This is a genomic window from Pacificibacter marinus (assembly GCF_900109555.1).
GTDB lineage: Bacteria > Pseudomonadota > Alphaproteobacteria > Rhodobacterales > Rhodobacteraceae > Celeribacter > Celeribacter marinus_C.
In genome coordinates, this window is sequence record NZ_FNZV01000010.1 from 66,524 (window position 1) to 90,139 (window position 23,616).

Sequence of the window (23,616 nt, forward strand, 5' to 3'; positions counted from 1 at the left end):
AGGTGCCCTGCCCTCAAGGGTCAAGATGTAGTGGCGCGGCGTAAGGCCGACATCACCATATCGTGCGTTAGTGGCATTAGCGTCGCAGTGCGAGTCCAGAGAATAGCAATTTCGATGTTTTTATCGGGGTAGATCGCTTTGCAGATTTCATAATAGGCCCCCATTTGACGCAATAAGCCTTCTGGCACTGCAGTAGGTGTTTGGGGCACGATCTCATTCGATTTAAAGTCTACGATGCGAATACTGTCGCCTTGGACAATCAATCGATCAATAATGCCATGTACAGACTGATTGTTGAGTGTAGGCAGGGTGCCCGTAAAGGGAACCTCTGCTAAAGAGTGAGCACCAAAAACCGGCCAATCATAAGTTTGACTGATAACGTGCGAAACTTCTGCCAATAGTGTGTCTAATTCAGCGAGAGTCGCAAATAATTCACCAGATGATAAAAGTGATGTGGCGATGTCAAACCACGATTCTTGCGCGTGATTTGGCAGATGTTCGAGCAAAAGATGCAGTTGACTGCCGTAGCGCATTGCGGTTTCTTCGTCGCGTGCAGATGGTCCGCCTGCCAGTGCTTTTGCCCCCCCTAAATCCGAAGGAGAGATGAATTTTGCTTGATCCGGTGTTGCGATTGCGGACGTTTGTGCCCAATTTGGCAGTTGCGAATGTGTTTGGGTCGTTTTGATTTCTTTTGTAATGCGCTCTGGCCAATTGCCATGCGAAAAGCGCTTACCAAGGCCGCTGGGGAATGCTTGCTCTGCCGCATCCGCTGCCCGCATTCCATCTTCGACGAGCTTATACCAACACTCAGTGTCCTTTTTCGTTTTGCCTGCACCGGCCACAATCAACCAGTTTTCTGCTCGCGTCATTGCGACATACAATAGTCGACGTTCTTCTTCATCATTTTTAGTTTTGAGCTGAGTTAGAGACTGTTTTATCTGTTCAGGATTTCTGTCTTTGCTTGATTTCCAAACAGTTTTATTGGGACCAAGATCAACAAGTTCATCCAGTGGTTCTTTGGGTTCACGCAAGGTATCGGGCAAAATTACGATTGGGGCCTCAAGCCCTTTGGAGCCATGCACGGTCATCACGCGGATTAAATTTGATGATTCATCAAGTACACGTTTGAGTTTGATTTTTTCGGCGCCAAGCCAGCTGATAAATCCTGTTAGGCTGGGGGGTTGAGTGGATTCATAGTGAAGTGCTTGATGCAAAAGTGCATCAAGACCATCTTCGGCTTCATTCCCAAGGCGGGCCAAAAATTTTTGACGCCCACCATGACGCACTAAAATTCGTTGAATCAAATCATATGGCCGCAAAAAATCTGATGTACTGCGAAGGTCATCCAAAATTTGAAAAGTGGTTGGCCAGTGTGCTTGTTTATCGCGTAATTCACGCCACAGTGTGACGGCGGTGCGGTTGTGGGCGAGTGAGTACAAATCTTGTTCTGACCAACCAAAAAGCGGTGATTTTAGCGCTTCAGCCAAGGCAAGATCATCGTCTTGGAGTGACAAAAACGCCAAAAGAGATGTCATATCCTTGACTGCCAACTCATCGTTCAAAACCAGCTGATCAGCACCTGCTACAGGCAGGGATAATTTTTTGAGCGCACGGATCATAGGATAAAATAGGCCTGATCGGTTGCGCACCAAAATGAGAATATCACCGGGTTCAATATTGGTGTCTGCATCACCTTTACGTGGAATAGACCCTGTTTCGATCATGGATTTAACGTTACGCGCGATCATTCCTGCGAGCCTGAGGCTGTGATGTTCTGGCGCAAGCAGATCTTTTGGATTCTCCCAATCGTCGGGCTCTGGGTCTGTTTCTTCAGGCTCAACCAGCGGCCATTGATCAACCCGTCCTGGCGTGGTGTCAAAAAAGGCAATATGATGTGTTTCACCGCCAACACCATGTCCGCCAGTTTGTGAAAAAGTTTGATCGGTGAGTGTTAAAATGGCAGGCGAAGAGCGAAAAGAGTGCTCCAAAGCGATGTCTTGTAGCGCGGTTCCAGCATCACCCAGACGCGCTTTGAAGTGTTCTTTCATATCGTCAAATGCGTCAGGGGCTGCGCCTTGGAATGAATAAATCGACTGCTTTTTATCACCAACAACAAAGATGGTTCGCGCAACATCTGGGCGCGCCCCTGCGCCAACTGTGAATTCTTCTGCGAGCAGGCGGATTACGATCCACTGGTCGGGGCTGGTGTCTTGTGCTTCATCCACCAAAATGTGGTCTATGCCACCATCAAGGCGAAACAAAACCCATTGAGCTACGCTGGAAATAGATAATAAATCACGCGCCTTTTGCACCAAGTCATCGAAATCCAACAAGCCAAGCCGTGTTTTCGTATCTGTGTATGGCTGTAAAACTGCGGATGCAAAGCGATGCAAGGCTGCAGTTTTTTTAGCAGATTGTAGGGCTCGGAGTTGCGGTATGGCATGTGCCACGCGTTCCATCAAATCAGCCAGTTTCCCCAGTGCATCAGGTTCAATCGTCGTGCATTTTTTGGTTGGCAGGCCGCCATGGGATCGACCGAATTTGGATAAGCCTTGGTTCTCACCTGTCTTGACCAAAAACACTGCGCTCATGGCCTGTAAAAGTTCGACAGACGGCGTTGCGCCGATGAAACCACGTAATAAAGTTGCTCCTGTCACATCGGTTTTGTTGGGTGAGCTTTCCATCGCGGTTGCGGCACTGATCAGCCCGTGATCTTCGTTACCCATAAAAACGGATTCAAGTATATCTTGTTCGTTAAAGCCAGAAGGAAGATCAAACCAATTCCAAATGTCATCGGAGCTTGGCTTGGCGGCAAAACTTTCTCGTTTGCGTACAATTTGTTGAGCTAAATGAAGCGGATCAATGTCATTTTGACCTGCGATGTACATCGCAATTGCATCAATTTCGTCGCGCCCATCACCTAAGGCCAGCTCATCGAGCGCTTCAGACAAAATGCCATTGGTCTCGCGTTCATCAAGTTCCTTGAACTGCGGTGAAACCCCAGCCTCAAGCGGAAAGCGTCGTAGCAACGCGCCGCAAAACGAGTGGATCGTTTGGATTTTTAATCCACCAGGGGTTTCAACTGCGCGGGCAAAAAGCGTTCGAGCGTGACGCATTTCTTCATCTGTGAGTGCCGCGTCTGGCGCTAGTGATTTTAACTCGGCAGCCAACGTGTCGTCAGGCATCATCGCCCAAGCGCCCAGTCGTTTGAACAGGCGATTTTGCATCTCTGAAGCGGCTGCCTTGGTATAGGTCAGACACAAAATATGTTGTGGTGGTGTTCCGGCCAATAACAGCCGTGCTACTCGGTCTGTCAGTACCTTTGTTTTACCTGATCCTGCATTGGCGGACACCCAAGTGGAGCTGTCGGGTTTTGCCGCAGAAATTTGTCTGCGCGTTGCATCATCAAGGGGTATCATTGTACATCCTCCGGACTGGGTGGGTCGCTTTCGGCCCATTCACCAACCCGCGCTAGGTGGTCAAAATCACCCGTAAATGAAACGCTTTGTACGATACGTCGTGACGTATAACCTTGCTTTGGATCGTCATAATTTCGAATGAGTTCTCGAAATCTTTCTTCGACTTTCATCGTGTCGCCGGGAAACAAGGGCAGGCGCGTTTCTTTTGTATTTCCATCCAGTCCCAAATAGGCGACTTCGCAAACACGACCAGTATTCAGGCCTGAAAATCCACTATTTTCAAGTATAATTGCTTCAAGATGCAGTTGCATATTTAGCGTTTCAGTTTGTTTTTTAGACGGCGGAGATCCTGTTTTGTAATCGTAAATAATGTAGTCTCCAGCAGCGGTTTCATCGATGCGGTCTGCCTCACATGTCAAAGAAAAATCGATATCTTTAAAGTGAAATGCGCCCTTTATTTCTGTGGCGATAGGAGTGCCTTTTGTGCGATTTTCAGCTTCACGAACTACCAACGGGAGTGCGATTTTTTTGAGACGCCCCAACCAAACGCGCCGCGCTGCCGGCCATAAAACCGTTTCCTCAAGCACGCGCTCGGCTGTGGCGATGAGACGTGCCGCGGCCTCTTGTGTGGTCTCGTCGCGTGTGTGCGCCACGAATTCTTCCATAACTTTGTGAAACGCAGTGCCCCGGTCTCGCGGGTCTGCCGATTGTGTGAGTGGATTCAGTTTATTAAGCCGAAGCACGCGGCTGGCATAAATTTGATACGGATCGCGTACAAGTGTTTCAACGCGCGTCACAGAAAGCTGCCTAGGGCGCGCTGCTGTGGGTGGGCGAGGGCTTGGGCGCTGCGCCATTGGTACACTGGCCGATGGGCGCTCAAGAATGCGGGCCATTTCAACGAAAACATCTCCGCGTGCGCGCATTTGCGATAGAGCATCGGCACCTTGTGGAGACATGCCTGCTAAAAGGTTTGTGAGGCGAATCAACCAGCGCGAGGTTACTGTTTCCGCTTCAGCATTGCGTTTTGCACGCGATAAAATTACCGATTTTGCACCAACAGCTTGTTGAAAATCATGCGCGGCGAGGCCAATTTGTTGTTCTGGTGGTAAAAGACCAACCTGCTTGCGCATATCGCGACTAAACCATGGATCGGGGGTAGGGGATGCGGGCCAAACTGTTTCATTCAACCCGCCTAAAATCACCAATTCAGCCCCTTGTGCACGAGCTTCAAGTGTTCCCCAAATCAAAATGTCTGGGTGTTTTGGCGAAGGGTCACGGGCCAAACCTCGCCCCACAATAGCGTTGAACAGGGCTCCAAATTCATGGGTCGTCATTACGCCGCCGTGCTGCGCCTCTGCTTGCAAGTCGGTGACAACACGCAATGCCTCGCGTCCTGCGGAATGGGACCATAGTTCGCGCGGATCGGTTGATTGTGGCCCGCTGACCAATGTTTCAGCCAGTTCAATTACGTGGTCTAAATGATCCGACAAATGTTGAGTGCCTGTGTCTTGCAGCTTTTCAATAATGTCAGATACCCAGATGGCCCATATGACCAGATCCGCATCTATAGATCCAGTCTCTGAGGGCCTTTGCGACCAGTTTAGTAAATCTTCACGGGCGGGAAATGCAGGCCCATAACGGCGTAGGTGTTTTTCTAGTTTACGTGTCCACAATAGATGAAACCCACGGATACTTTCTTGGTCATATGACCCGCGCGCTACTAGTGGATGTTTAAGCAAGACTAAAAGCTGCTCAGACGAAACAGCGCGCCCAAGTTGTCCAGATACATGTCGCAACAAGCGCCCAGGTGGGGTTTGATTGAGTGGAATACCTGCACTGTCATCGGGTGCAATATTCCAGCGATCAAGAACCGCTGTGACATGGCGTGCTAGCGCGCGATCTGGTGTGATCAGAGCTGCTTTTTGCCCGTCTTGTGCGGCTTTTCGCAGCGCAAGCGCGATACTCACGGCTTCACTGCGCGCATCGGGTGCTTCGATCAGGGTGATATCATCGCAAGCAGTGTCAATATTCTTGAAATTAGGCCCTTCAGTCATCCATTGATCTGTGACAGGGGCAGGGCGTAAAGCCAATGAAATAAGTCTATTTCGACTCTCATTTGCGGTTACTGAAGGGGTCCAGTTTTCAACTGATTTCGGTGAAATTCCAACAGCTTTGGCAAAGTTTGAAAATCGTGCTTGAGGGTGTTCGTAGGCCTCGGACTCATCGATTTTTTGCCATGTATCTTCAGTGACATCAAAGTCAAAACCAGGCAATATAACTGAACCTTGCGGAAGGCTTGCGACCAGTTTCATAAACGCAGACGTTGTGCCGCGTGACCCTGTCGATCCCGCGACGATGATGGGGTGTGTTGGTGGGGTGCGTGCCCATGTTTCGCCCAATAGGTCGACAACCATTTTAAGGCGCGCTTCTGGCATGGGGGGTTGGTCTTGTGTTGGATCAAAGAAATCAGAGATGATCGACATAAAGCGACGTGCACGTGTCCAGTGGCCGGATGTATCTTCAATATTGATCGTATCTAAATCAGCGGGAGATACGCCTTCATCATGCATTTCTGCAAGCAATGCGGCTAGGCTATCTGCAAGGTCATAGATTGATGCGCGTGCTGCAAAGTCAGGTTCTTGATCTAAAAAACCCGCAACAAGTTGTGATAACTCAAGCCGCCTGCGCAGGCCCGACACACCTTGCACGACATCCCGTGCGGCAATGTCTCTGCCAAGTTCAGTGATAAGTCGTATCTTGGGCAAAAATTGCGTACGTCCATCGTCAAATGCCAGTTTTAAATCTGTGCGTACGCGTGATGAGTTCACAAATATTTCGACCCTCGCTAATTCATCTGGTGATTGCGATTTAAGACGTTCAAGCAGACCTTCTTTCAGGGCAAACGGGAACCGAACACCGCAAGGCAGGCCGTAAACGCGCGGAGTGCTTGTTTTTTGGAACATATTTCAGGCCTCCAGCATTGTTTCAGCAAGTGGAATTGCATCAGGGTATCCCACGTCGCACCACTGGCCAGGGTAGGGTGCGCCAAATAATGTGCCGCGTGCCAAAAGATCTTCCCACACTAGATTAAGCGAGAAATGTGTTTCTGGCCTTTGTTGAATATACTGCGTTTTGATGATTTGCAGTCCGCAATAAATATCGCCTGCACCACGCACAACCGTGCCATCTTGACGTGTAATAAAGTCGCCTATGCCTTTGTGTCCAATCGCGCGCACTTTGGGGACAAGTAGGAGCAAGCCATCCATGATATCGGGCTGCCAATGCTGTGCAAGCCACTGTGCAGGTTTGGGGCCAGACCATGCTGAATCGGTGTTCATCGTGAATATTTCACTGCGATTTATACGTGGCAAAGCATGTTTTAATCCACCACCTGTTTCTAGAAGGTCTTGTTCGAATATAGTCTCGAACCTAGCTAAACTTAGGTATTTTTCTAGAGTATTTGGCAGGTAATGTAGATTGGCAAATCGCCTTTCGACACCTTCCATGGCGTCCATAGCATGATCTATCAGTGGGCGCCCTGCAACGTTGACCATTGGTTTGGGTTGATGTTGGGTGAGGGTGCCCATGCGCGTGCCACGACCAGCGCAAAAAAACATTACAGTGTCGAGACAGTGCCGCATTGCTCTTTTAACCTTTTTAAAATGTCTGTGCTCGGCGCGGGGACCGTTGTTTTGATCACTTTTGCCAAAGCTTCAAGATCGGGGTGGGCTAAATCTTTCATCAGATGTCCCCAAACGCGCGGGATCAAATCAACGTAATGAGGCTTTTTGAAGTACAAAGACATGCGACCAAAAATCGTCAAAATGCGCAAGTTGCGCTGTACAGAACAAATGGCTGCATCCCGGGCAAACTTAACGGGGTCCAAATCGAGTTGGGTTGCAAATCTATTGATGCACATGCGCTGCACGTTAGGTGACACATCGCGCCGCGCATCGGTCGTGAGTGATATAAGATCATAAGCTGGGTGTCCAAGCATAGCGTCTTGAAAATCCAACATGCCAACATTTTTAGGGGTTGGCCGATTTGGAAGCCATAGTAAATTCTGTGCATGGAAATCACGTAAAATGGTGACTTGGCCTGCGCCGAGCGAGTCTATGAGCGGCGCTAAAGCTGCGGCGCATTCCGCTTTGGCGTTTGAAAGCGCGTAGCCGCTAGCGGGCTCTGCATACCATTTGAAACTTGAAAGTGCGAGGTCCAGCATTGTTGGTTGAAAGTCGATTGCGCCCTTGAGCGGTGGGGCGAGGGCTAAGACTGCTAAGGCATCCACCGCCGCAGCATAAATTTCGATTTCTTTTTGCGGATCCGTATCGCAGACCACATCAAATAAATCATGCCCGAAATCTTCAAGCACCAAAAACCCATCTTTTTCGTCGGCCTCATAAATCTGTGGCGCAGATAAGTTGTTTTCACGCAAGTAAGCAGCAACTTTAAGAAAAGGCCTGACGTCTTCGCCCTTCTCGGGAGAGGCATCCATTAGAATTGCGCGGCGACCAGAAGTTGGATCAAAAAGTCGCTCGTACCGCCGCAATGAAGCATCGCCCGCAAGCGCAGTGCGCTGGGCGGAATGCCATATTGAGTTGGAAAGAAATTCGTTAAGAAGTTGGGTGCGCTCTGTCATGCGCTGACTTTAAAGGCCCTAGAGGCAGAGGCAAGAGAGATCACATTTCAACAAAGCGAGGATCGGCCTGAGGTTGTGATTTGATGCGCGTTTGAAAAGTGGTGATTTCGGGCGAAAATCCAGCAAGTGTTTGACCGCCAGCAAGTGGTGCAAAACGGCAATTTAGGCGTCGACCATCCCAAAGGCGTACAGAATTATTCCACTCAGTGCGCTTTTCCATACAACTTACAAAGTCACGTACATCTGCCCAAATTGGGGTCGGCGCACATTTTGAATGCCAAATACGGGTTGCATCAAGAACACCCGTGCCGTGCAGATCCTTGGTTCCTTCTGATCCCCATAGAGATGTATAGGCGTTGTTGGCCATAAGGAGTGTGCCGTCGTTGGCAAAAACTGCAATGGCTTCTGAAAGCGAATCAAAAACAGCCTGGCTGGTTTCAATTTCCGCACGAAATCGTCGAGTTAGTGACATTTCGGCACTTATGTCTTCGAATAAGAAAGCTATGGCCCCATCGGGGTGCGGACGGCCAAAGACGCGGTAGGTGACGCCACCATGCAACGACCAAATCTCTTCGTAGGTTCCAACCTTTGCCGCAGCCTCGAGTGCAGAAATTTCTTGACGCCATGACTTATAATCTTTGGGTTCTGGCATCATTTTCATATCGCGCAGACGGTCCAAAAACGCTGTCAATGCGGGTCTATTAGACAAAAAATCAACAGGCAAATTTGTCAAGCTAAGTAGGGCTGGATTAAAGAGTGTGAGGTTCCTCTTTCGGTCAAAAATTGCCAAGCCGATGGTCAAGTGCGCAAAGGTTTTTGTGAGAGTTTGGCGAAATTCTCGCAGAGCTTTTTCCGCCCGAACGGTTCTGTCAGCAGGAATCGCGGTGTATAATGTGTCACCGCCTGTTGGCATAGGAAAGACTTCATAAGGATGATCAGCGTTTGTATCGTTTGGCAAAGCGAGACGTTTAAAATCGCCAGGTGTCGTTGCAAAGAGTTGTTTGGTGTCGAAAAGGGCAATTGGTGGCCAGCTTGGAATTTTACCTAGCGGCAACTGTGCATCTGCCAATGTAACATAAGCGGAATTGGCCCAGCTTACGGTGCCATCGTTGAGTTCGCGCCAAACCAAAAAAGGGACATGTTCAGAAGTGGCGCGTAGGGTCTTTAGTTCTTGTTCCATCGCGGCCAAAGAGTGGTAATCCATCTCGATATGACTTTGTGCGTTTTCCATATCAAGTAAAGACAAGCGGGCAAGACCATTGCGCCATTCGCACCGCAAAACCGCGGACCCATCCCGAGATTCTATGTCCATATTGCCGCGCTCAACCAGATCGTCAATTTCGGTTTGAAAGCTAGGAAACCGGTGAATAAGAGCGCTTAAAAGTTTCGACCAATCTGACCCGATATCTGCGGCGGCGTTTAGAACGTTGCGCGCTGATTGCGTTGCATTGATTAGAGTTTCGCCATCAAAGAGAAAGATAATATCATTGTCTTCAGCATCAAACGTGATGGAAGTGGCTGTTGATTTGCGCTCACCGAGCAAAGCGAGCGCATACAAAGTGATGAATGCCATGCATAGTGCGCCCAGGCACAAAATTGAAAGTGTGATGATAGTTTCGACAGTCATGAGAATCCCCTATCTCGAGCGGAAGTGGTGAAACTGACTGTTCAAAATTTAGGTTAATGCGTGGTTAAAGCAGCACCATTTCAATGATCAAAGGGCAAGTTTTCTCCTAAAGCCTTGGTTTGTTCTTCTTTTGAAACAGCAATGCGATCTGCCTGCCATAACAATTCGACAATCGCACCAGAGCGCCGGCCCGCGTGCAAATATTGATCTTGGGGGTCTGATCCATTTGCAAATGAAATCTCTGCACCGGTGCGTTCCAGCAGAGTTTTGGCGATAAACAGTCCAAGACCCATGCCTTCATAGGCAGGGCGCGTTTCAACATCAATCTCGGGTCTATGGCGGCGCATAAATGGATCACCGATTTTGCCAATCACCGAGGCAGGGAAGCCAGTTCCATCATCAATGATCCGAATACTGATTGTTTCAGCCGTCCAAGCGATGTCAATCCACACGGTAGATTTCGAAAAATCGACTGCGTTTTGTACAAGGTTGCGCAATCCATGAATCATTTCAGGATGACGATAAACATGGGGTTGATCGGTGCTGCCTTCGCCAGCAAACGCTTCGATAAGTACTGTTTTTCCACGCGACATATGCGGGTCTGCAGCCTCTTCAACAAGGGCTTGCAGTGGCGCGATTTGTAGATGCAGATCGTTTTTACCGCTGCGCCCCATTGAGCGCAAAATATCTCGACATCTGTCAGCTTGTTCATGGATAAGCTGTGCGTCGGCTCGCAAATCTTCGTGATCTTCGAGATCGTCAATCAATTCAGCGCTCACCAACTTAATCGTCGCCAAGGGGGTGCCAAGCTCATGTGCTGCGGCCGCAACAACACCACCCAGATCGGTGAGCTTTTGCTCTCTGCCAAGTGCCATTTGCGTGGCAAGCAAAGCTTCGGACATTGTGTGGATTTCAGAAGTGATTTTCCATGCGAATACCCCAAGGAAAGCAACGCCAATCACAATGCCAGCCCAGTTACCAAGAATGAAAATTTCAGGCAGCACCATGGCAACGCCGCGTGCATCTAATAAAGGCACATTCATGAGCGCGACTAACGTGACAAATATAATTGTCAAGCCACCTATGGCAAGCGCCGGCGCAGGCCGTAGTGCCGTGGCTGAGATGGTGACTGGCACTAAAATAAGCAATGCAAAGGGGTTGCTTAGGCCGCCCGACAAATAGAGCATCGCTGACAGCTGGGTGATATCGAACAGCAGCATCAATGTTGTACCACGTTCAGACAGCCGCATGTTTTCAGGGTATACAAAGGCAGCAAAAACGTTGACGATAATGGATGCGCCGATGACGACAGAAAAGCCACCAAGGGCCAACTGAAAATCCAAAAATAGTGTCGCGACAGTAATTGTTACGATTTGACCTACAATGGCAATCCATCTGAGCCATACTAAAGTGCGCAAGCGTATCCAGTTAGATCGGCGCTGCTTGGTGATGATGTCTTCTGCAATATGGGCGGTTGGCAAACTATTTCTCCTACTGCGTCACTTCATCCCTTGTTAGTCTGGGCTGTCCATCCGATCAATGCGCAGCTGAAAAAGGAATATTCCATGACTCGTATCGTCGCATATACATCTGCCATCGCAATTGCTGCCCTTTTGGCTGGCACGGCTTATTATGCTTTTGGCTCTAAATCTGATGATGCTTTTGCCAGTTGCTCAAATGGGGCCGTGGCGGGAAGCACGATTGGAGGGCCTTTTGAGCTTGTGAATGAAGATGGCGTCACGGTGACGGACGTCGATGTGATCACTAAGCCGACGATCTTGTACTTTGGGTATACGTTTTGTCCTGATGTTTGCCCGCTCGACAATATGCGCAATGCCGATGCGCAGCGTATTTTGGATGAGCAAGGCTACGACACTCAGACGGCCTTTATTTCGATCGATCCAGAGCGCGACACACCCGAGGTTATGAAAGAGTTCACCAGCCTTTTTCATGACAATATGATTGGCCTGACTGGTTCACTTGAGCAAACGAAAGCTGCGTCAAAAGCCTATAAAACATACTTTCAAAAACAGGTTGATGGCGATCCAGAATACTACCTGATGGATCATTCCACACAGACGTATTTTGTGATGCCTGACATTGGGTTCGTGGACTTTTTCAAGCGTGACGATTCACCGGAAAAGATGGCTGAAACCGTGGCCTGCTTTATCGACGCCGTAGAGTAAAATTTGACAATGGGCCTCGGCGCATTAGTGTTTAGAACACGCTAAAGCGTTTGGGCGATGATGGTTAAAGGATGTTGCTATGCCAACAGAGAAATTGGACATCGGCGAAGACAAGTCACTGTTGCTTGTGGATGACGACGAACCGTTTTTGCGCCGCCTAACGCGGGCAATGGAAAAGCGCGGCTTTGAGGTTGAAATGGCAGGCTCTGTCGCGGCAGGCAAAGCAATTTCAACGGCGCGACCGCCCGCTTACGCTGTCGTAGATTTACGTCTTGAGGATGGCAATGGTTTGGATGTGGTCGAAGTGCTACGCGCTAAACGCCCGGATAGTCGCATTGTGGTTTTGACCGGTTACGGCGCGATTGCGACGGCTGTGGCAGCTGTGAAGATAGGTGCTACTGATTATCTGTCGAAACCTGCGGATGCCAATGATATCACCAGTGCCTTGTTGGCCACTGGCGATGATTTGCCGCCCCCACCTGAAAACCCGATGTCTGCAGATCGTGTGCGTTGGGAGCATATTCAACGTGTGTATGAATTGTGTGATCGCAACGTATCTGAAACGGCGCGGCGTTTGAATATGCATCGCAGAACCTTGCAACGGATTTTAGCAAAGCGTTCACCCAAGTAACCGATTGCTTTATCACATCCACACTTTATCGGTGCAGAGCGTAGCGTTTTTGAATTTTGTCGACCAAAGTGCCGTCATTCAAGCGCACGTCTTTGATCTGCTTTAAGGTCTCGAACCCACGGCTTTGATAATAGGACAGCCCACTTTCATTGTCCGCGCGAATGACCGCATCAATGGATCGATAGCCGTTTTTTCGGGCCGCATCACATGTCGCTTTGAACAAAGCTGACCCAACCCCCAATCCCGTATCACCAACGCGCACAAAGGTTGCAATGTTTGTGATATCTTTGGGTAAATCAGGGTGCTCTTCGATCCATTGAAACCCCAATATTTGCCCTTTAGTATTCTCTGCAAGATGCCAAATGGCGTTAGGGATGGACATCCATTCTGCCAATTCATGCCCAGTCACCTGTTCCACATAAGCCGTGGAGCCACCTTTTGAGATGATTGCATTCAGCAGCTCTGCCATGGCACGAGAATCCATTGTGCCAGCTTTGCGAATGTGAAGGGTCATAGTTGTGCCATCAATTCAGTATGTCGTGTCGTAAATGCATTGCGTGCGTGAACTGGGGGGCGCAGATGGATGCGCAGGTTTTGCACAAGCGCCTCATTTTGCTTGCCAAATAGCTTGGTGCTTTCTGTTTCTGAAAATCCAGCAATCTGCGTGGCCTCAAGCCAAGCCGACACCTTGTCAGCCTTTTTGATTTTGCGCTTAACTGCTTGCGGGATTTTGGCAGGCAACCCAAATCTGATGTGAATGGCTGCGGTTAAGCGATCATCAAGCTCACTATAATCAGGGCCGATGGCGGCCTTTACAGGCGAAATCATATCTCCGATTACATATTCTGGCGCATCATGCAAAAGCGCTGCCAATTGCCATTTGATCGGCTCGCTCGGGTAGAGCGAACGAAAAATTTGTTCAACCAATACAGAGTGTTCAGCGACGGAATAAGCCCAGTCTCCACGAGTTTGGCCATTCCAGCGCGCCACAAAAGCAAGTCCGTGTGCAATGTCTTCAATCTCGATATCCATTGGCGTTGGGTCCAACAGATCAAGCCTGCGTCCTGAAAGCATTCGTTGCCATGCCCGTGCTTGTGCCATGATTTATTCCTGTTTGAACCACTTTTATCGTCTATAATTCGTCTTAGGTTTAACCTCAAATCAATCTCATTGCGTTGTAAGCGCGTATATGAGGTGGTAACCAACCTCACAGTTATTCTCAAGGAGCCGCACTCATGGCCGACTACATCGTCAAAGATATCGCGCTGGCCGAATTTGGCCGCAAGGAACTCAATATCGCTGAAACCGAGATGCCGGGCCTTATGGCGCTGCGCGATGAGTTCGGGGAAACCAAGCCCCTCAAAGGCTCGCGCATTGTCGGCTCTTTGCATATGACCATTCAAACGGCTGTGTTGATCGAAACATTGGTTGTCCTTGGGGCGGATGTGCGCTGGGCGTCTTGCAATATTTTCTCGACCCAAGACCATGCGGCGGCGGCTATTGCGCAAAGCGGTGTGCCTGTGTTTGCAATCAAAGGTCAGTCTTTGGAAGAGCACTGGGATTACCTGGATCGTTCGTTCCAATTTGCAGATGGCCCGAATCTGATTTTGGATGATGGTGGGGATGCGACGCTGTACATTTTGCTCGGTGCGCGTGTTGAAAATGGCGAGCCTGAATTGCTTGATGTGCCAACTTCAGAAGAAGAAATCGCAGTTTTCGCACAGATCAAAAAACGAATGGCGGAAACCCCAGGCTGGTTCACCCAGATGCGTGACCAGATTGTTGGCGTTTCCGAGGAAACAACAACAGGCGTGCATCGTCTCTATGATCTGGTCAAGAAAGGACAATTGCCTTTCCCTGCGATCAACGTCAACGACTCTGTGACGAAGTCTAAGTTCGACAATAAATATGGGTGTAAAGAAAGCCTTGTTGATGGCATTCGCCGTGCAACCGATACAATGATGGCTGGTAAAGTTGCTGTTGTGTGTGGTTACGGCGATGTTGGCAAAGGCTCAGCGGCCTCTCTCAGCGGAGCTGGTGCGCGGGTCAAAGTAACTGAAATCGATCCAATCTGTGCGCTTCAAGCGGCGATGGACGGTTTTGAGGTCGTGCGTTTAGAGGATGTTGTGTCCACCGCTGACGTGTTCATTACCACCACAGGTAATAAAGATATTATTCGTATCGAGCACATGCGCGAAATGAAAGACATGGCGATTGTTGGTAATATCGGTCACTTTGACAATGAAATCCAAGTTGCCGCGCTGAAAAACCACAAATGGACGAACATCAAAGACCAAGTGGATATGATCGAAATGCCCTCTGGTTCGCGTATCATTCTTTTGTCCGAGGGGCGCTTGTTGAACCTTGGCAATGCCACGGGGCACCCATCATTCGTGATGTCTGCGTCTTTCACCAACCAAGTTTTGGCACAAATGGAGCTTTGGACAAATGGCAAGGCGTATAAGAATGACGTCTATATTTTGCCCAAGCACCTTGATGAAAAAGTTGCGCGTTTGCACCTTGCACGTATCGGCGTGCGGTTGTCTGAGCTGTCGAAAGAGCAAGCTGATTACATTGGCGTGACCGTTGAGGGACCATTTAAGCCCGAACACTACCGTTACTAATTATCATTTCAAAATCTAATGATAAGGGCCATCCAAGCGATGGCCCTTTATTTATGGGGAGTAGTCGTAAAAAATTCCCTTTGTGTTGGCACCATTAGACTCTACCCTTGCATCAAGCCCAAGATGAGGCTTTTGAAACCGGCCAAAGGGCCAGAAATAGGCAGGAGAATTCCAATGGGAAAACGTGACGATCTTATCGCTCAATATGCAGATGATCTCAAAACCAAATGCGGCATGGAGCCAGATATGGCTCTTTTGACTAAAGTAACGATCGGTTGTGGCCCAGCTATTTACAACGCTGACGCCTCTACAGTTGCAGGCAGTCAAGCGTCTGAGCTTGAAACAGTTAAGGCTAACTTTTTGATCAAAAAACTTGGTTTGGCGGATGGTCCTGAGTTGATGGATGCGATCAACGCGACCATTGAAACCTATGGCAAATCCGAGCGCAATAAATACCGCGCTGTTTTCTACTACTTGCTGGTTAAACATTTCGGTAAAGAAGCTGTTTACAGCTAAAATAATGCCGCCTCAGTTTATCTTGAGGCGGCTTTTTCATGTCCAATCCCTAAATCTATCCGTTCAATTTCAGTTGGCTCATAATAATTAAGCCGTGCCAAATAGATTTGAAATAACTGACTAAGGGTCTGTTGCGCCAAGTTCACAAACGATGGTCCATTCTTCCGGACTAACGGGTTGGACAGATAGGCGTGAGTTGTTCACTAAAACCATGTCCGCTAATCTAGGATCTGCCTTGCAGGTTGCCAAAGTCACGGGTTTCACAAAGGGACGCACTGCTTTGATATCGACGCATTCCCAACGCTCATCATCGGTTGAGCTGTCTGGGTGCGCCAATGCACAGACCTCGATGATGCCAACGATTTCTTTTTCAGCGCGTGAATGATAGAAAAACCCAAGATCGCCCAACTGCATTTCACGCATAATATTACGAGCTTGGTAACTGCGCACGCCATCCCATTCTTCACCGATATCACCTTTGGCAACCTGTTGATCCCATGACCAAACTTCGGATTCAGATTTGAACAACCAATAGTTCATGTGCTGATTACGCGCTTCCAAGCCTGCACAGAAACATTCTCAAACAAACCTGCTTTGGCGTAGGGATCATTGTCAGCCCAAGCTTGAGCTGCGGCTAAATCATCGACTTCGAGAATGACAAGCGATCCGCACATTTCGCCTGCGTCATTTAGAAATGGGCCAGCTTGCGTCACGATACCAGTTTGCTCAATATAGGCCAAATGTTCGGCACGAGTGTCGAGCCGGATTTGAAGTGCACCAGCTTTATCGGTACAAATAACTGCGAATTTCATAGTTTACTCCCTTTTGAGCGGCCGTGAGAGCAACAGCTCAACCGCTTCGTTTATTGTGATTGAAGAATTCAGAATGTCACGTACGACATTTGTTATGGGCATATCCACACCGCGCTGGGCAGCAAGTTTTGCGGCGGCATGGGCCGTCGCAACACCTTCGACGGTGATACTTGGGTCTATCGGCTCGCCACGGCCAAGTTTAATGCCATGAGAAAAATTACGAGATTTCGTTGAGGTGCAGGTCAAAACCAAATCCCCAAATCCAGATAGTCCTGATAAAGTTTTAGGATGTGCTCCAAGCGCGCTGGCAAGGCGCTGCATTTCAATATTGCCGCGCGTCATCAATGCCGCACGCGCACTTTCGCCAAGACCAGCACCTATAGCGATACCGCAAGCTATGGCCATGACATTTTTTAACGCTCCGCCAAATTCTACGCCAATAGGGTCTAAACTAGAATAAAGTCGAATATTATTGGTGGCGAGGGTGGCTTGTAAATCTGACACGAGGGCTTCGTCTTTGCTTGCAATCGTGAGTGCTGTTGGCAAGCCTTCAGCTATATCTATCGCAAAAGAGGGACCTGATAAGATGGCAATTCGTGCATCTGGCACAATGCGTTCAAGCAACTCAACGGGGCCTTGGCCTGTTTCAAGGTCGACACCTTTACAGCAAGATACCAATATCTTTCCGGCCAAAAGCGTACGGTTTTCCTGCGCAAATTCGGATAACTTTTGCATTGGCGTCGAAATAAGAATGATGTCAGCGGCGCAGGCGCGTTGTAAGTCAGATGTCAGTTTTAAATTTGCAGGCAGGTGACAATTAGGCAGGCGTTTTGCATTTGTCCGATCCAATGACATTTTGGCAATTTGATCTTTTGCGCGCGCCCAAAGCACGACATCGTTCCGAACCGCACTCAGAGAAATTGCAAGAGCAGTTCCGAATGCACCCGCACCAAGGACAGCAACTCCAGTCATAATTTGCCTTTCATACTGTGGCGGGCCTAAGAAAAACTCAAAAAACCACTAAGCGTTGTTTCATCTCTCATTGGGAGGTAACACTGAGGCAACACTCACACAATGCTGAGGTTCAGTTTGCCAACAACAGTTCTTATATCTCGGCCCAAAAATGACGCAGAAGTGCTGCGGCGCGCGTTGTTGGCTCAAAACAAAGGCGCACATGTTATCGTTGCGCCGGCCATTACGATCACATTTGTACCATTTAAGGCCCATAAGGATCACTTCGACGCATATATTTTGACCTCAAAGCACGGAGTGCCCGCGGCAGTAAAATCTGCTGTTGCGGATGTTGCCCTTTGTGTTGGGGATGCCACGGCTGAAGCGGCGACACAGGTTGGCTTACAGGCAATATCTGCAGGGGGGACCTCTCGTGATTTGGTGACATTGGCGCAACAGTCCGGTTTTTCAAAACTGCTTTATTTGCGCGGTGAGCATATACATGGAGATTTGGAAAAAGATTTGAATTTGGCTGGATTAGAGGTCGAATCAAGTATTGTGTACCGACAAGAGGCTTGCGCATTTTCACTAGAGGTTCAGTATGAATTGGCGCAGCTCAAAATGATTTGTGTGCCCGTATATTCTGCGCGATCTGCTCGTATTATTTCTCAAAACCTGCGCAGTTTTGAAGGTGAGATTATTGTTGTTGCTATATCTAAGGTGGCGGCAAGTGGTTGGTTTGGGTCAAATCCACATCGTATCATCTTGGCTCAAGCACCTAATTCAGAGGCAATGATGGCGGCCATTGCGTCGCAGATGAGTTGAATGACTTGAGGGTCGTTTTGAGACAGATTAGGTTCATGACATAAAGACACAATGTTGGTTTGGATTCGAAAGGTTTACCTGTGGCACAGTCAAAGAAATCTCCAAAGGATACAGTGGTGACTGATGTCGTCGAAACTGAAGACAGATCTGAAATTGATGTGACTGACGCTGAAACGGTTCAGGTCGAATTGGATGTTGATGCCGACAAAGTCAACAAAACCGATATTCTTGAAGCTGACGCCAAGGCTGATGATTTGGCTTCGAGCGATGCGTCAGAAGATTTAACACCTGATGTTGTCGAGGCCGATACTGTGAATTCAGTTCCATACCAAGCATCTGTTCATAAAAAAGGGTTTTTCCCGTTGCTTTTGGGCGGTGTCGTATGTGTCGGTCTTGGGTTTGCAGGGGCCAATTTTTTAAAGCCGGAAGGGTGGCCTTTCCCTGGTGCAAACACGACCGAATTGCAGGAACGTTTGACTGCGCTTGAGGGCGCGTTGGCCGAGACGCAAACACAAAGCGCCCAGATGTCTGATGCTATTGAGATGGTGCGCCAAAACAGCATTGATGCCGTGATATCGGTGGATGACAAAATCGCCGAGATTGATTTGAGTGCTACAGTTGCGCCAATTGAATCTGCATTGGCTGCAATTGAGCAACGTCTAACTGCTGTTGAGGCTGCACCGGTTGCTGAAGCAATTGTGTCGCCAGAAGCAACCGCAGCTTATGAGCGACAATTGCAAGAAATGCAGTCTTTGCTGAATAGCGAAGTTGCGCGATTGAAAGAGGCTAAAGTCGCTGCTGAAAATGAAGAGGCCAATGCAGCCAATGCATCTGCCGCTGCGCGCCTTCAAGAAGCGATTACAACAGGGCAGCCTTACGCAGCAGTATTGGCCAATTTGGATATGGACGTTCCTAACGTAGTGCGCAGCTCAGCAACTACAGGCATTCCCACACTGCAAGAAATTTCTACAGAGTTTGAAGGTGCTGCAGATTTGGCGATTGTTGAAACGGCGAAATCGGGCTCGGAAAACCAAGGTTGGATGGATCGATTTTTAAGAACGCAGCTTGGACTCAGATCTTTGACGCCGCAGGATGGTATGTCGCCAGATGCGATCATATCGCGTGCACAGCAAGCCATTCGAGATAATGATCTGCAAATTGCTTTAACCGAAATTTCGACACTTCCCGATGTGGGGCAAGCTGCGATGGCCGATTGGGTGGCGCATGCGCAAACCCGTCTTGATGTTACAAATGCACTCTCCGCAATGCTTGCTCAATAGAAAGGCGTTCTCATGCTTTGGTCACTGGTAAAAATCGTTTTCTTTGTTGTTCTTGTTGCTGCATTGGCGTTCGGCGGAATGTTCTTGATGGACAGCGAGGGCAGTATGGATATTGCCTTTATGGGGTTCAAAATTAGCTTGTCGCCGATAAAAGTTGTCATCGCCATCGTGGTTTTATTGGTTGCGGCTTGGGTGTTGTTGAAACTCGTTGGCTTGTGCATCGCGTTCATCAAGTTCCTGTTGGGGGACGAAACTGCCCTGTCACGTTACTTTCATCGTAATCGTGAACGTAAAGGGTTCGAAGCGATGGCTGAGGGTATGATGGCTTTGGCTTCTGGTGAGGGCCGCGTTGCGATGGCAAAAGCGTCAAAGGCTGAAAAATACTTAGGTAAGCCCGAGTTGACTAATCTTTTGACAGCCCAAGCGGCGGAAATGACCGGCGATAAACGTAAGGCGCAAGAGGTCTATAGACGCCTTGTTGCCGATGACCGTACGCGGTTTGTGGGCGTGCGTGGGATTATGAAACAAAAGCTGGCCGAGGGTGATACTGAGACTGCTTTGAAATTGGCGGAAAAGGCATTTGCCATCAAACCCAAGCATGTTGAGACGCAAGATACGCTTTTGCAATTACAGGCTGGTAAAAAAGATTGGGCAGCCGCACGCAATACGCTAGCAGCTAAGCTGAAACATGGAGCCATTCCGCGTGATGTTCACAAGCGCCGTGATGCTGTTTTGGCTTTGTCCGAAGCGAAGGGCATTTTTGAAAAGGGCGCAACACTTGAAGCGCAAGAAGCAGCAATCGAAGCTAATAAAAAATCCCCTGACTTAATCCCTGCTGCGGTGATGGCAGCTGACGAATACACGCGCCAAGGTAAAGCACGTCCTGCGACAAAGGTTTTGAAAAAAGCTTGGGATGCACAGCCTCATCCCGATCTTGCAGCCGCGTTTGCACGTATCGCACCGGATGAGACACCTGCGGCACGGATCAAACGGTTTACAGGTTTGGTGAGTGCCAAGCTGGACCATCCCGAGACTAAAATGCTGATGACAGAACTTCAGATTGCAGCAGAAGATTTTCCTGCCGCACGTCGTGCATTGGGGGAACTGATTAAATCTGACCCAACAGCAAGATCGATGACTTTGATGGCAGCGATTGAGCGGGGCGAAGGGGCTGAAGATGTTGTGGTGCGTGGTTGGTTGACCCGTGCACTGACCGCGCCGCGCGGGCCGCAGTGGATCTGTGATAAGTGCCAAACTGTTCATGCTATTTGGACGCCAGTTTGTGACAATTGCGCTGCTTTCGACACGTTGAGTTGGCGTACTCCACCGCATTCTGAGGTGTCCATGCCTTCGGGAACTGAGATGTTACCAATGATTGTGGGTGCCTCGAGTGATGCAGCTGCACAAACCGAGGATGCTGAAGTGGTTGCCAATTTAACGGACCAGTCCGAAGTGTCTGATGCGGATATTATTGAGCTCGAAAGTAACGAAGATCCTGACAAATAGCTGACACAGCTAGCGTTGTGTTTTGCATCTCTTGAATCCATTATTTTGGCTTCTATTGTGTGACCGATGTCATCGGCGACCCAGTGTGGAACTCTTGCGAAACAGAACATAGGTTCAAAATATACACGCGCAAACCTGTGCGCGATAAGGGGTCATCACTACAGCGAATGTTTCGGTGATATAGGTCGAAATATGATCTTTCTTGCGGGGTTTAATTCCCCACAGGACGCTGCATAAAAGCTATAAAAATAGCGCGTATTTTAACAGTTAATCCAGCATCAACACCTCTTTGGTATTCATCATCTCGGGTGACTAAATGAGGTGGTGGCATGAGTGCTAAAGGCAACGCGCCAATAATCATTAAAAGAAAGAAAGTCGTCGGCGGTGGTGGTCACCACGGCGGTGCTTGGAAAGTGGCTTACGCGGATTTCGTGACGGCCATGATGGCATTCTTTCTTTTGATGTGGCTGTTGAACGCAACAACTGAAAAGCAGCGTAAGGGCATAGCGGATTATTTTAATCCGACCATTCCCGTGAATAGAATTTCGGGCGGCGGGGATGGCACCTTTGGTGGTGATTCCGTTTTTACCGAAGAAACATTGGCGCAAAATGGAACCGGCGCTGCAACCTCGCAGGCGGTAACAGCAGAATCATCGTCCAGCGACGAGACATCTGTCGAAGATGCCGTCAAAGCTGCAGACGCCAAGGGATTCTCTGAAGTCCAAGAACTCTTCACGGCATTCAGCGGAGAAAGCATGGCTGCAAGTGAAGCGATGCGTCACATTGTGACCCGCGTGACGGATGAAGGGCTTATCATCGAGCTGTTTGACCTCAAAGATGAACCCCTTTTTACACCACGTAAAACCGAACCGGAATTGGTGACAATCATGCTGGTTGAAATGATGGCGCGCGCTCTTTCTGTGGTGAAGAATGATATGGCCGTCACAGGGTATGTACGCTCGGAACCTCTTGTAGTTGTTGATAATCCGGTCTGGAATCTCTCAACAAACCGCGCTGATCAAATTCGAAAAATATTAGAGAAAAGCGGAGTGCAGCCCGTTCGCGTCCAAAGGGTCACAGGATACGCTGACCGACAACCCGCTGTGCGCAACCCGATGGCAGCTCGAAACAACCGTGTTGAGATTATTTTGCTCAGAAATAAAGTGCGGAAGAATTAGATCAGTTTTTAGATGTTAGTCGCCTGTTAAGGGAAGCTGTGCATTTTGGGGTCAATATTTCTGAACCTAGCACCAGAAAGGCGCTACCTATGTCTCTATCATCCTCTCTTAGTGCAGGTGTGGCTGGCCTTAGCGCCAACGCCACTCGCCTCGCAACAATCTCAGATAATATCGCAAACTCTGGAACCTACGGATACAAACAAGCCGAAACAGAGTTTTCTGCCCTTGTTCTAACAGGAAATCAGGGCTCAGGCGTCTATTCCGCAGGTGGTGTTTTGGCCTCAACGACACGGTTGATCCAAGAAAGTGGCGCACTTGTCTCAACTTCAAATGCAACCGATCTCGCCATCTCCGGACGAGGTATGCTGCCAGTTACCACTGTAGAATCCATCGATAATACCGGTGATGAGCCTATGATGATGACTACGACAGGGTCTTTCCACACAGATGAAAGCGGTGTTCTAAAGACAGACTCAGGCCTTGTTCTTCTTGGGTGGCCTGCTGACGCGGATGGCTCAATCGCAACATATGCAAGGGATACAGTCACAGACCTGGAGCCCGTTGTCATCAACGCAAACCAAACAGCCGGCGATCCGACCACGGAAATGAATTTGGGTGTAAACCTACCGGCCGAGGATGCAGATGGCGACTACCCGTTATCCGTAGAGTACTTTGGCAATCTCGGCACATCTGAATCCATAGATCTTATCTTTTCTCCTTCTGCGACGCTTGACAATACTTGGACAATGACAATGTCCGATTCAGCATCTGGCGGTGCCACTGTCGGTGAATATACGCTTGTATTTGACGACACGCGTGAGCAGGGCGGGACATTGTTTTCTGTTACCCCAACAACAAACAACCCCGCGACCTCTTCCTATGCATCTGGTACGGGCGTGCTTTCTCTTGAGGTCGATGGCGGTTCGATGGACGTTTCCATCGGTCAATTGGGTGACACCAATGGCCTGACCCAATTATCTGACAGTTTTTCGCCAACCTCAATCACCAAAGATGGCTCTCCCGTGGGCAACCTTACGTCTGTTGAGGTGGACGAAAACGGCTACATGACAGCAACATATGACACGGGGTTCACGAGAACCATCTATCAAATTCCCATTGTAGATGTGCCGAATTATAACGGCCTGACCTCTCTCAGCGGTCAAGCTTACCAAGTCTCTCCAAGTTCAGGATCGTTCTTCCTTTGGGATGCTGGCGATGGTCCGACCGGGGCTGTTAGTGGATATTCTCGCGAAAGCTCAACAACAGATGTTGCATCCGAATTGACCGACTTGATCCAGACCCAGCGGGCTTACTCATCCAACGCCAAAGTCATCCAAACTGTTGATGAAATGCTGCAAGAAACAACAAACATTAAACGTTAACCGCTAAAATGGCCCTTAGGGAAAGGAGATCACGATCATG

20 protein-coding genes are annotated in these 23,616 nt (G+C 49.0%); 9 read left to right on the forward strand and 11 right to left on the reverse strand.

Going from position 1 to position 23,616, the window contains the following annotated elements; translation table 11 throughout:
• Positions 1 to 20: 20 nt before the first annotated feature.
• The 6 genes from addA to regB form a co-directional block, all read right to left on the reverse strand.
• Positions 21 to 3,419, reverse strand: a complete 3,399-nt coding sequence (gene addA / locus BM025_RS13085; RefSeq protein ID WP_085849715.1) for a double-strand break repair helicase AddA — start codon at positions 3,417 to 3,419, stop codon at positions 21 to 23.
• On the reverse strand, positions 3,416 to 6,382 hold the full coding sequence (gene addB / locus BM025_RS13090; RefSeq protein WP_085849714.1) for a double-strand break repair protein AddB: 2,967 nt from the start codon (positions 6,380 to 6,382) through the stop codon (positions 3,416 to 3,418). The genes addA and addB overlap by 4 nt, the downstream gene beginning before the upstream one ends.
• A 3-nt stretch (positions 6,383 to 6,385) precedes the next feature.
• On the reverse strand, positions 6,386 to 7,060 hold the full coding sequence (locus tag BM025_RS13095; RefSeq protein WP_085849713.1) for a nucleotidyltransferase family protein: 675 nt from the start codon (positions 7,058 to 7,060) through the stop codon (positions 6,386 to 6,388).
• Positions 7,036 to 8,058, reverse strand: coding sequence for an aminoglycoside phosphotransferase family protein (locus BM025_RS13100; protein WP_085849712.1), 1,023 nt, complete (start codon positions 8,056 to 8,058; stop codon positions 7,036 to 7,038). Before BM025_RS13100 ends, BM025_RS13095 begins: the two co-directional genes overlap by 25 nt.
• 40 nt (positions 8,059 to 8,098) lie before the next feature.
• A complete protein-coding gene (locus tag BM025_RS13105; protein WP_085849711.1) occupies positions 8,099 to 9,685 on the reverse strand; it encodes a PAS-domain containing protein in 1,587 nt (528 codons plus the stop codon).
• An 80-nt stretch (positions 9,686 to 9,765) separates the two neighbouring features.
• Entirely contained in the window at positions 9,766 to 11,166 is a 1,401-nt protein-coding gene (regB, locus tag BM025_RS13110; RefSeq protein ID WP_085849710.1) for a sensor histidine kinase RegB, read from the reverse strand.
• 84 nt (positions 11,167 to 11,250) lie between these two features.
• Here regB and BM025_RS13115 point away from each other — a divergent pair, with 84 nt between their 5' ends.
• Both BM025_RS13115 and BM025_RS13120 read left to right on the forward strand, forming a co-directional pair.
• A complete protein-coding gene (locus BM025_RS13115; RefSeq protein WP_085849709.1) occupies positions 11,251 to 11,871 on the forward strand; it encodes an SCO family protein in 621 nt (206 codons plus the stop codon).
• A gap of 79 nt (positions 11,872 to 11,950) precedes the next feature.
• Entirely contained in the window at positions 11,951 to 12,502 is a 552-nt protein-coding gene (locus BM025_RS13120) for an ActR/PrrA/RegA family redox response regulator transcription factor (protein WP_085849708.1), read from the forward strand.
• Between the two features lie 25 nt (positions 12,503 to 12,527).
• On the opposite strand, the gene BM025_RS13125 is transcribed toward BM025_RS13120, so the two are convergent.
• Together BM025_RS13125 and BM025_RS13130 are read right to left on the reverse strand one after the other, a co-directional pair.
• Positions 12,528 to 13,016 carry a GNAT family N-acetyltransferase gene (locus tag BM025_RS13125; protein WP_085849707.1) on the reverse strand — a complete coding sequence of 163 codons (489 nt, stop codon included), beginning with the start codon at positions 13,014 to 13,016 and terminating at the stop codon, positions 12,528 to 12,530.
• Positions 13,013 to 13,603 carry an HD domain-containing protein gene (locus BM025_RS13130; protein ID WP_085849706.1) on the reverse strand — a complete coding sequence of 197 codons (591 nt, stop codon included), beginning with the start codon at positions 13,601 to 13,603 and terminating at the stop codon, positions 13,013 to 13,015. The genes BM025_RS13125 and BM025_RS13130 overlap by 4 nt, the downstream gene beginning before the upstream one ends.
• Before the next feature lie 134 nt (positions 13,604 to 13,737).
• Here BM025_RS13130 and ahcY point away from each other — a divergent pair, with 134 nt between their 5' ends.
• Positions 13,738 to 15,126, forward strand: a complete 1,389-nt coding sequence (gene ahcY / locus BM025_RS13135) for an adenosylhomocysteinase (RefSeq protein ID WP_085849705.1) — start codon at positions 13,738 to 13,740, stop codon at positions 15,124 to 15,126.
• 174 nt (positions 15,127 to 15,300) lie between these two features.
• On the forward strand, positions 15,301 to 15,642 hold the full coding sequence (locus tag BM025_RS13140) for a DUF2853 family protein (protein ID WP_085849704.1): 342 nt from the start codon (positions 15,301 to 15,303) through the stop codon (positions 15,640 to 15,642).
• A gap of 120 nt (positions 15,643 to 15,762) precedes the next feature.
• Here the strand turns inward: BM025_RS13140 and BM025_RS13145 are convergent, their stop codons facing one another.
• Genes BM025_RS13145 through BM025_RS13155 form a run of 3 tightly spaced genes read right to left on the reverse strand, consistent with a single transcriptional unit; the run spans position 15,763 to position 17,426 of the window.
• Entirely contained in the window at positions 15,763 to 16,182 is a 420-nt protein-coding gene (locus BM025_RS13145; RefSeq protein ID WP_085849703.1) for an EVE domain-containing protein, read from the reverse strand.
• Entirely contained in the window at positions 16,179 to 16,454 is a 276-nt protein-coding gene (locus BM025_RS13150) for a YciI family protein (protein ID WP_085849702.1), read from the reverse strand. Before BM025_RS13150 ends, BM025_RS13145 begins: the two co-directional genes overlap by 4 nt.
• A gap of 3 nt (positions 16,455 to 16,457) precedes the next feature.
• On the reverse strand, positions 16,458 to 17,426 hold the full coding sequence (locus BM025_RS13155) for an NAD(P)H-dependent glycerol-3-phosphate dehydrogenase (protein WP_085849701.1): 969 nt from the start codon (positions 17,424 to 17,426) through the stop codon (positions 16,458 to 16,460).
• Positions 17,427 to 17,528: 102 nt separating this feature from the next.
• On the opposite strand from BM025_RS13155, the gene BM025_RS13160 reads away from it, so the two are divergent.
• From BM025_RS13160 to BM025_RS13180, 5 genes are all read left to right on the forward strand, one after another.
• The gene (locus tag BM025_RS13160; protein WP_085849700.1) at positions 17,529 to 18,230 is read left to right on the forward strand and encodes a uroporphyrinogen-III synthase; all 702 of its coding nucleotides are present in this window, start codon (positions 17,529 to 17,531) and stop codon (positions 18,228 to 18,230) included.
• 116 nt (positions 18,231 to 18,346) lie between these two features.
• Positions 18,347 to 19,510, forward strand: coding sequence for a COG4223 family protein (locus BM025_RS13165; protein WP_085849699.1), 1,164 nt, complete (start codon positions 18,347 to 18,349; stop codon positions 19,508 to 19,510).
• Positions 19,511 to 19,522: 12 nt separating this feature from the next.
• Positions 19,523 to 21,016: a heme biosynthesis protein HemY gene (locus BM025_RS13170; protein ID WP_085849698.1), complete on the forward strand. Its 1,494-nt coding sequence runs from the start codon at positions 19,523 to 19,525 to the stop codon at positions 21,014 to 21,016.
• A 329-nt stretch (positions 21,017 to 21,345) separates the two neighbouring features.
• Entirely contained in the window at positions 21,346 to 22,194 is an 849-nt protein-coding gene (locus tag BM025_RS13175; protein ID WP_085849697.1) for a flagellar motor protein MotB, read from the forward strand.
• A gap of 89 nt (positions 22,195 to 22,283) precedes the next feature.
• The gene (locus BM025_RS13180) at positions 22,284 to 23,576 is read left to right on the forward strand and encodes a flagellar hook protein FlgE (RefSeq protein WP_085849696.1); all 1,293 of its coding nucleotides are present in this window, start codon (positions 22,284 to 22,286) and stop codon (positions 23,574 to 23,576) included.
• Positions 23,577 to 23,616 lie beyond the last annotated feature (40 nt).

Bases quoted from the DNA above. Each gene is read 5' to 3' on its own strand.
- BM025_RS13140 (WP_085849704.1), top strand. From the start codon at position 15,301: ATGGGAAAACGTGACGATCTTATCGCTCAATATGCAGATGATCTCAAA.
- BM025_RS13130 (WP_085849706.1), bottom strand. From the start codon at position 13,603: ATGGCACAAGCACGGGCATGGCAACGAATGCTTTCAGGACGCAGGCTT.
- BM025_RS13180 (WP_085849696.1), top strand. From the start codon at position 22,284: ATGTCTCTATCATCCTCTCTTAGTGCAGGTGTGGCTGGCCTTAGCGCC.
- addA (WP_085849715.1), bottom strand. From the start codon at position 3,419: ATGATACCCCTTGATGATGCAACGCGCAGACAAATTTCTGCGGCAAAA.
- BM025_RS13095 (WP_085849713.1), bottom strand. From the start codon at position 7,060: ATGCGGCACTGTCTCGACACTGTAATGTTTTTTTGCGCTGGTCGTGGC.
- BM025_RS13105 (WP_085849711.1), bottom strand. From the start codon at position 9,685: ATGACTGTCGAAACTATCATCACACTTTCAATTTTGTGCCTGGGCGCA.
- BM025_RS13170 (WP_085849698.1), top strand. From the start codon at position 19,523: ATGCTTTGGTCACTGGTAAAAATCGTTTTCTTTGTTGTTCTTGTTGCT.
- BM025_RS13155 (WP_085849701.1), bottom strand. From the start codon at position 17,426: ATGACTGGAGTTGCTGTCCTTGGTGCGGGTGCATTCGGAACTGCTCTT.
- BM025_RS13125 (WP_085849707.1), bottom strand. From the start codon at position 13,016: ATGACCCTTCACATTCGCAAAGCTGGCACAATGGATTCTCGTGCCATG.
- BM025_RS13120 (WP_085849708.1), top strand. From the start codon at position 11,951: ATGCCAACAGAGAAATTGGACATCGGCGAAGACAAGTCACTGTTGCTT.
- BM025_RS13145 (WP_085849703.1), bottom strand. From the start codon at position 16,182: ATGAACTATTGGTTGTTCAAATCTGAATCCGAAGTTTGGTCATGGGAT.
- BM025_RS13100 (WP_085849712.1), bottom strand. From the start codon at position 8,058: ATGACAGAGCGCACCCAACTTCTTAACGAATTTCTTTCCAACTCAATA.
- BM025_RS13160 (WP_085849700.1), top strand. From the start codon at position 17,529: ATGCTGAGGTTCAGTTTGCCAACAACAGTTCTTATATCTCGGCCCAAA.
- BM025_RS13150 (WP_085849702.1), bottom strand. From the start codon at position 16,454: ATGAAATTCGCAGTTATTTGTACCGATAAAGCTGGTGCACTTCAAATC.
- BM025_RS13115 (WP_085849709.1), top strand. From the start codon at position 11,251: ATGACTCGTATCGTCGCATATACATCTGCCATCGCAATTGCTGCCCTT.
- addB (WP_085849714.1), bottom strand. From the start codon at position 6,382: ATGTTCCAAAAAACAAGCACTCCGCGCGTTTACGGCCTGCCTTGCGGT.
- BM025_RS13175 (WP_085849697.1), top strand. From the start codon at position 21,346: ATGAGTGCTAAAGGCAACGCGCCAATAATCATTAAAAGAAAGAAAGTC.
- ahcY (WP_085849705.1), top strand. From the start codon at position 13,738: ATGGCCGACTACATCGTCAAAGATATCGCGCTGGCCGAATTTGGCCGC.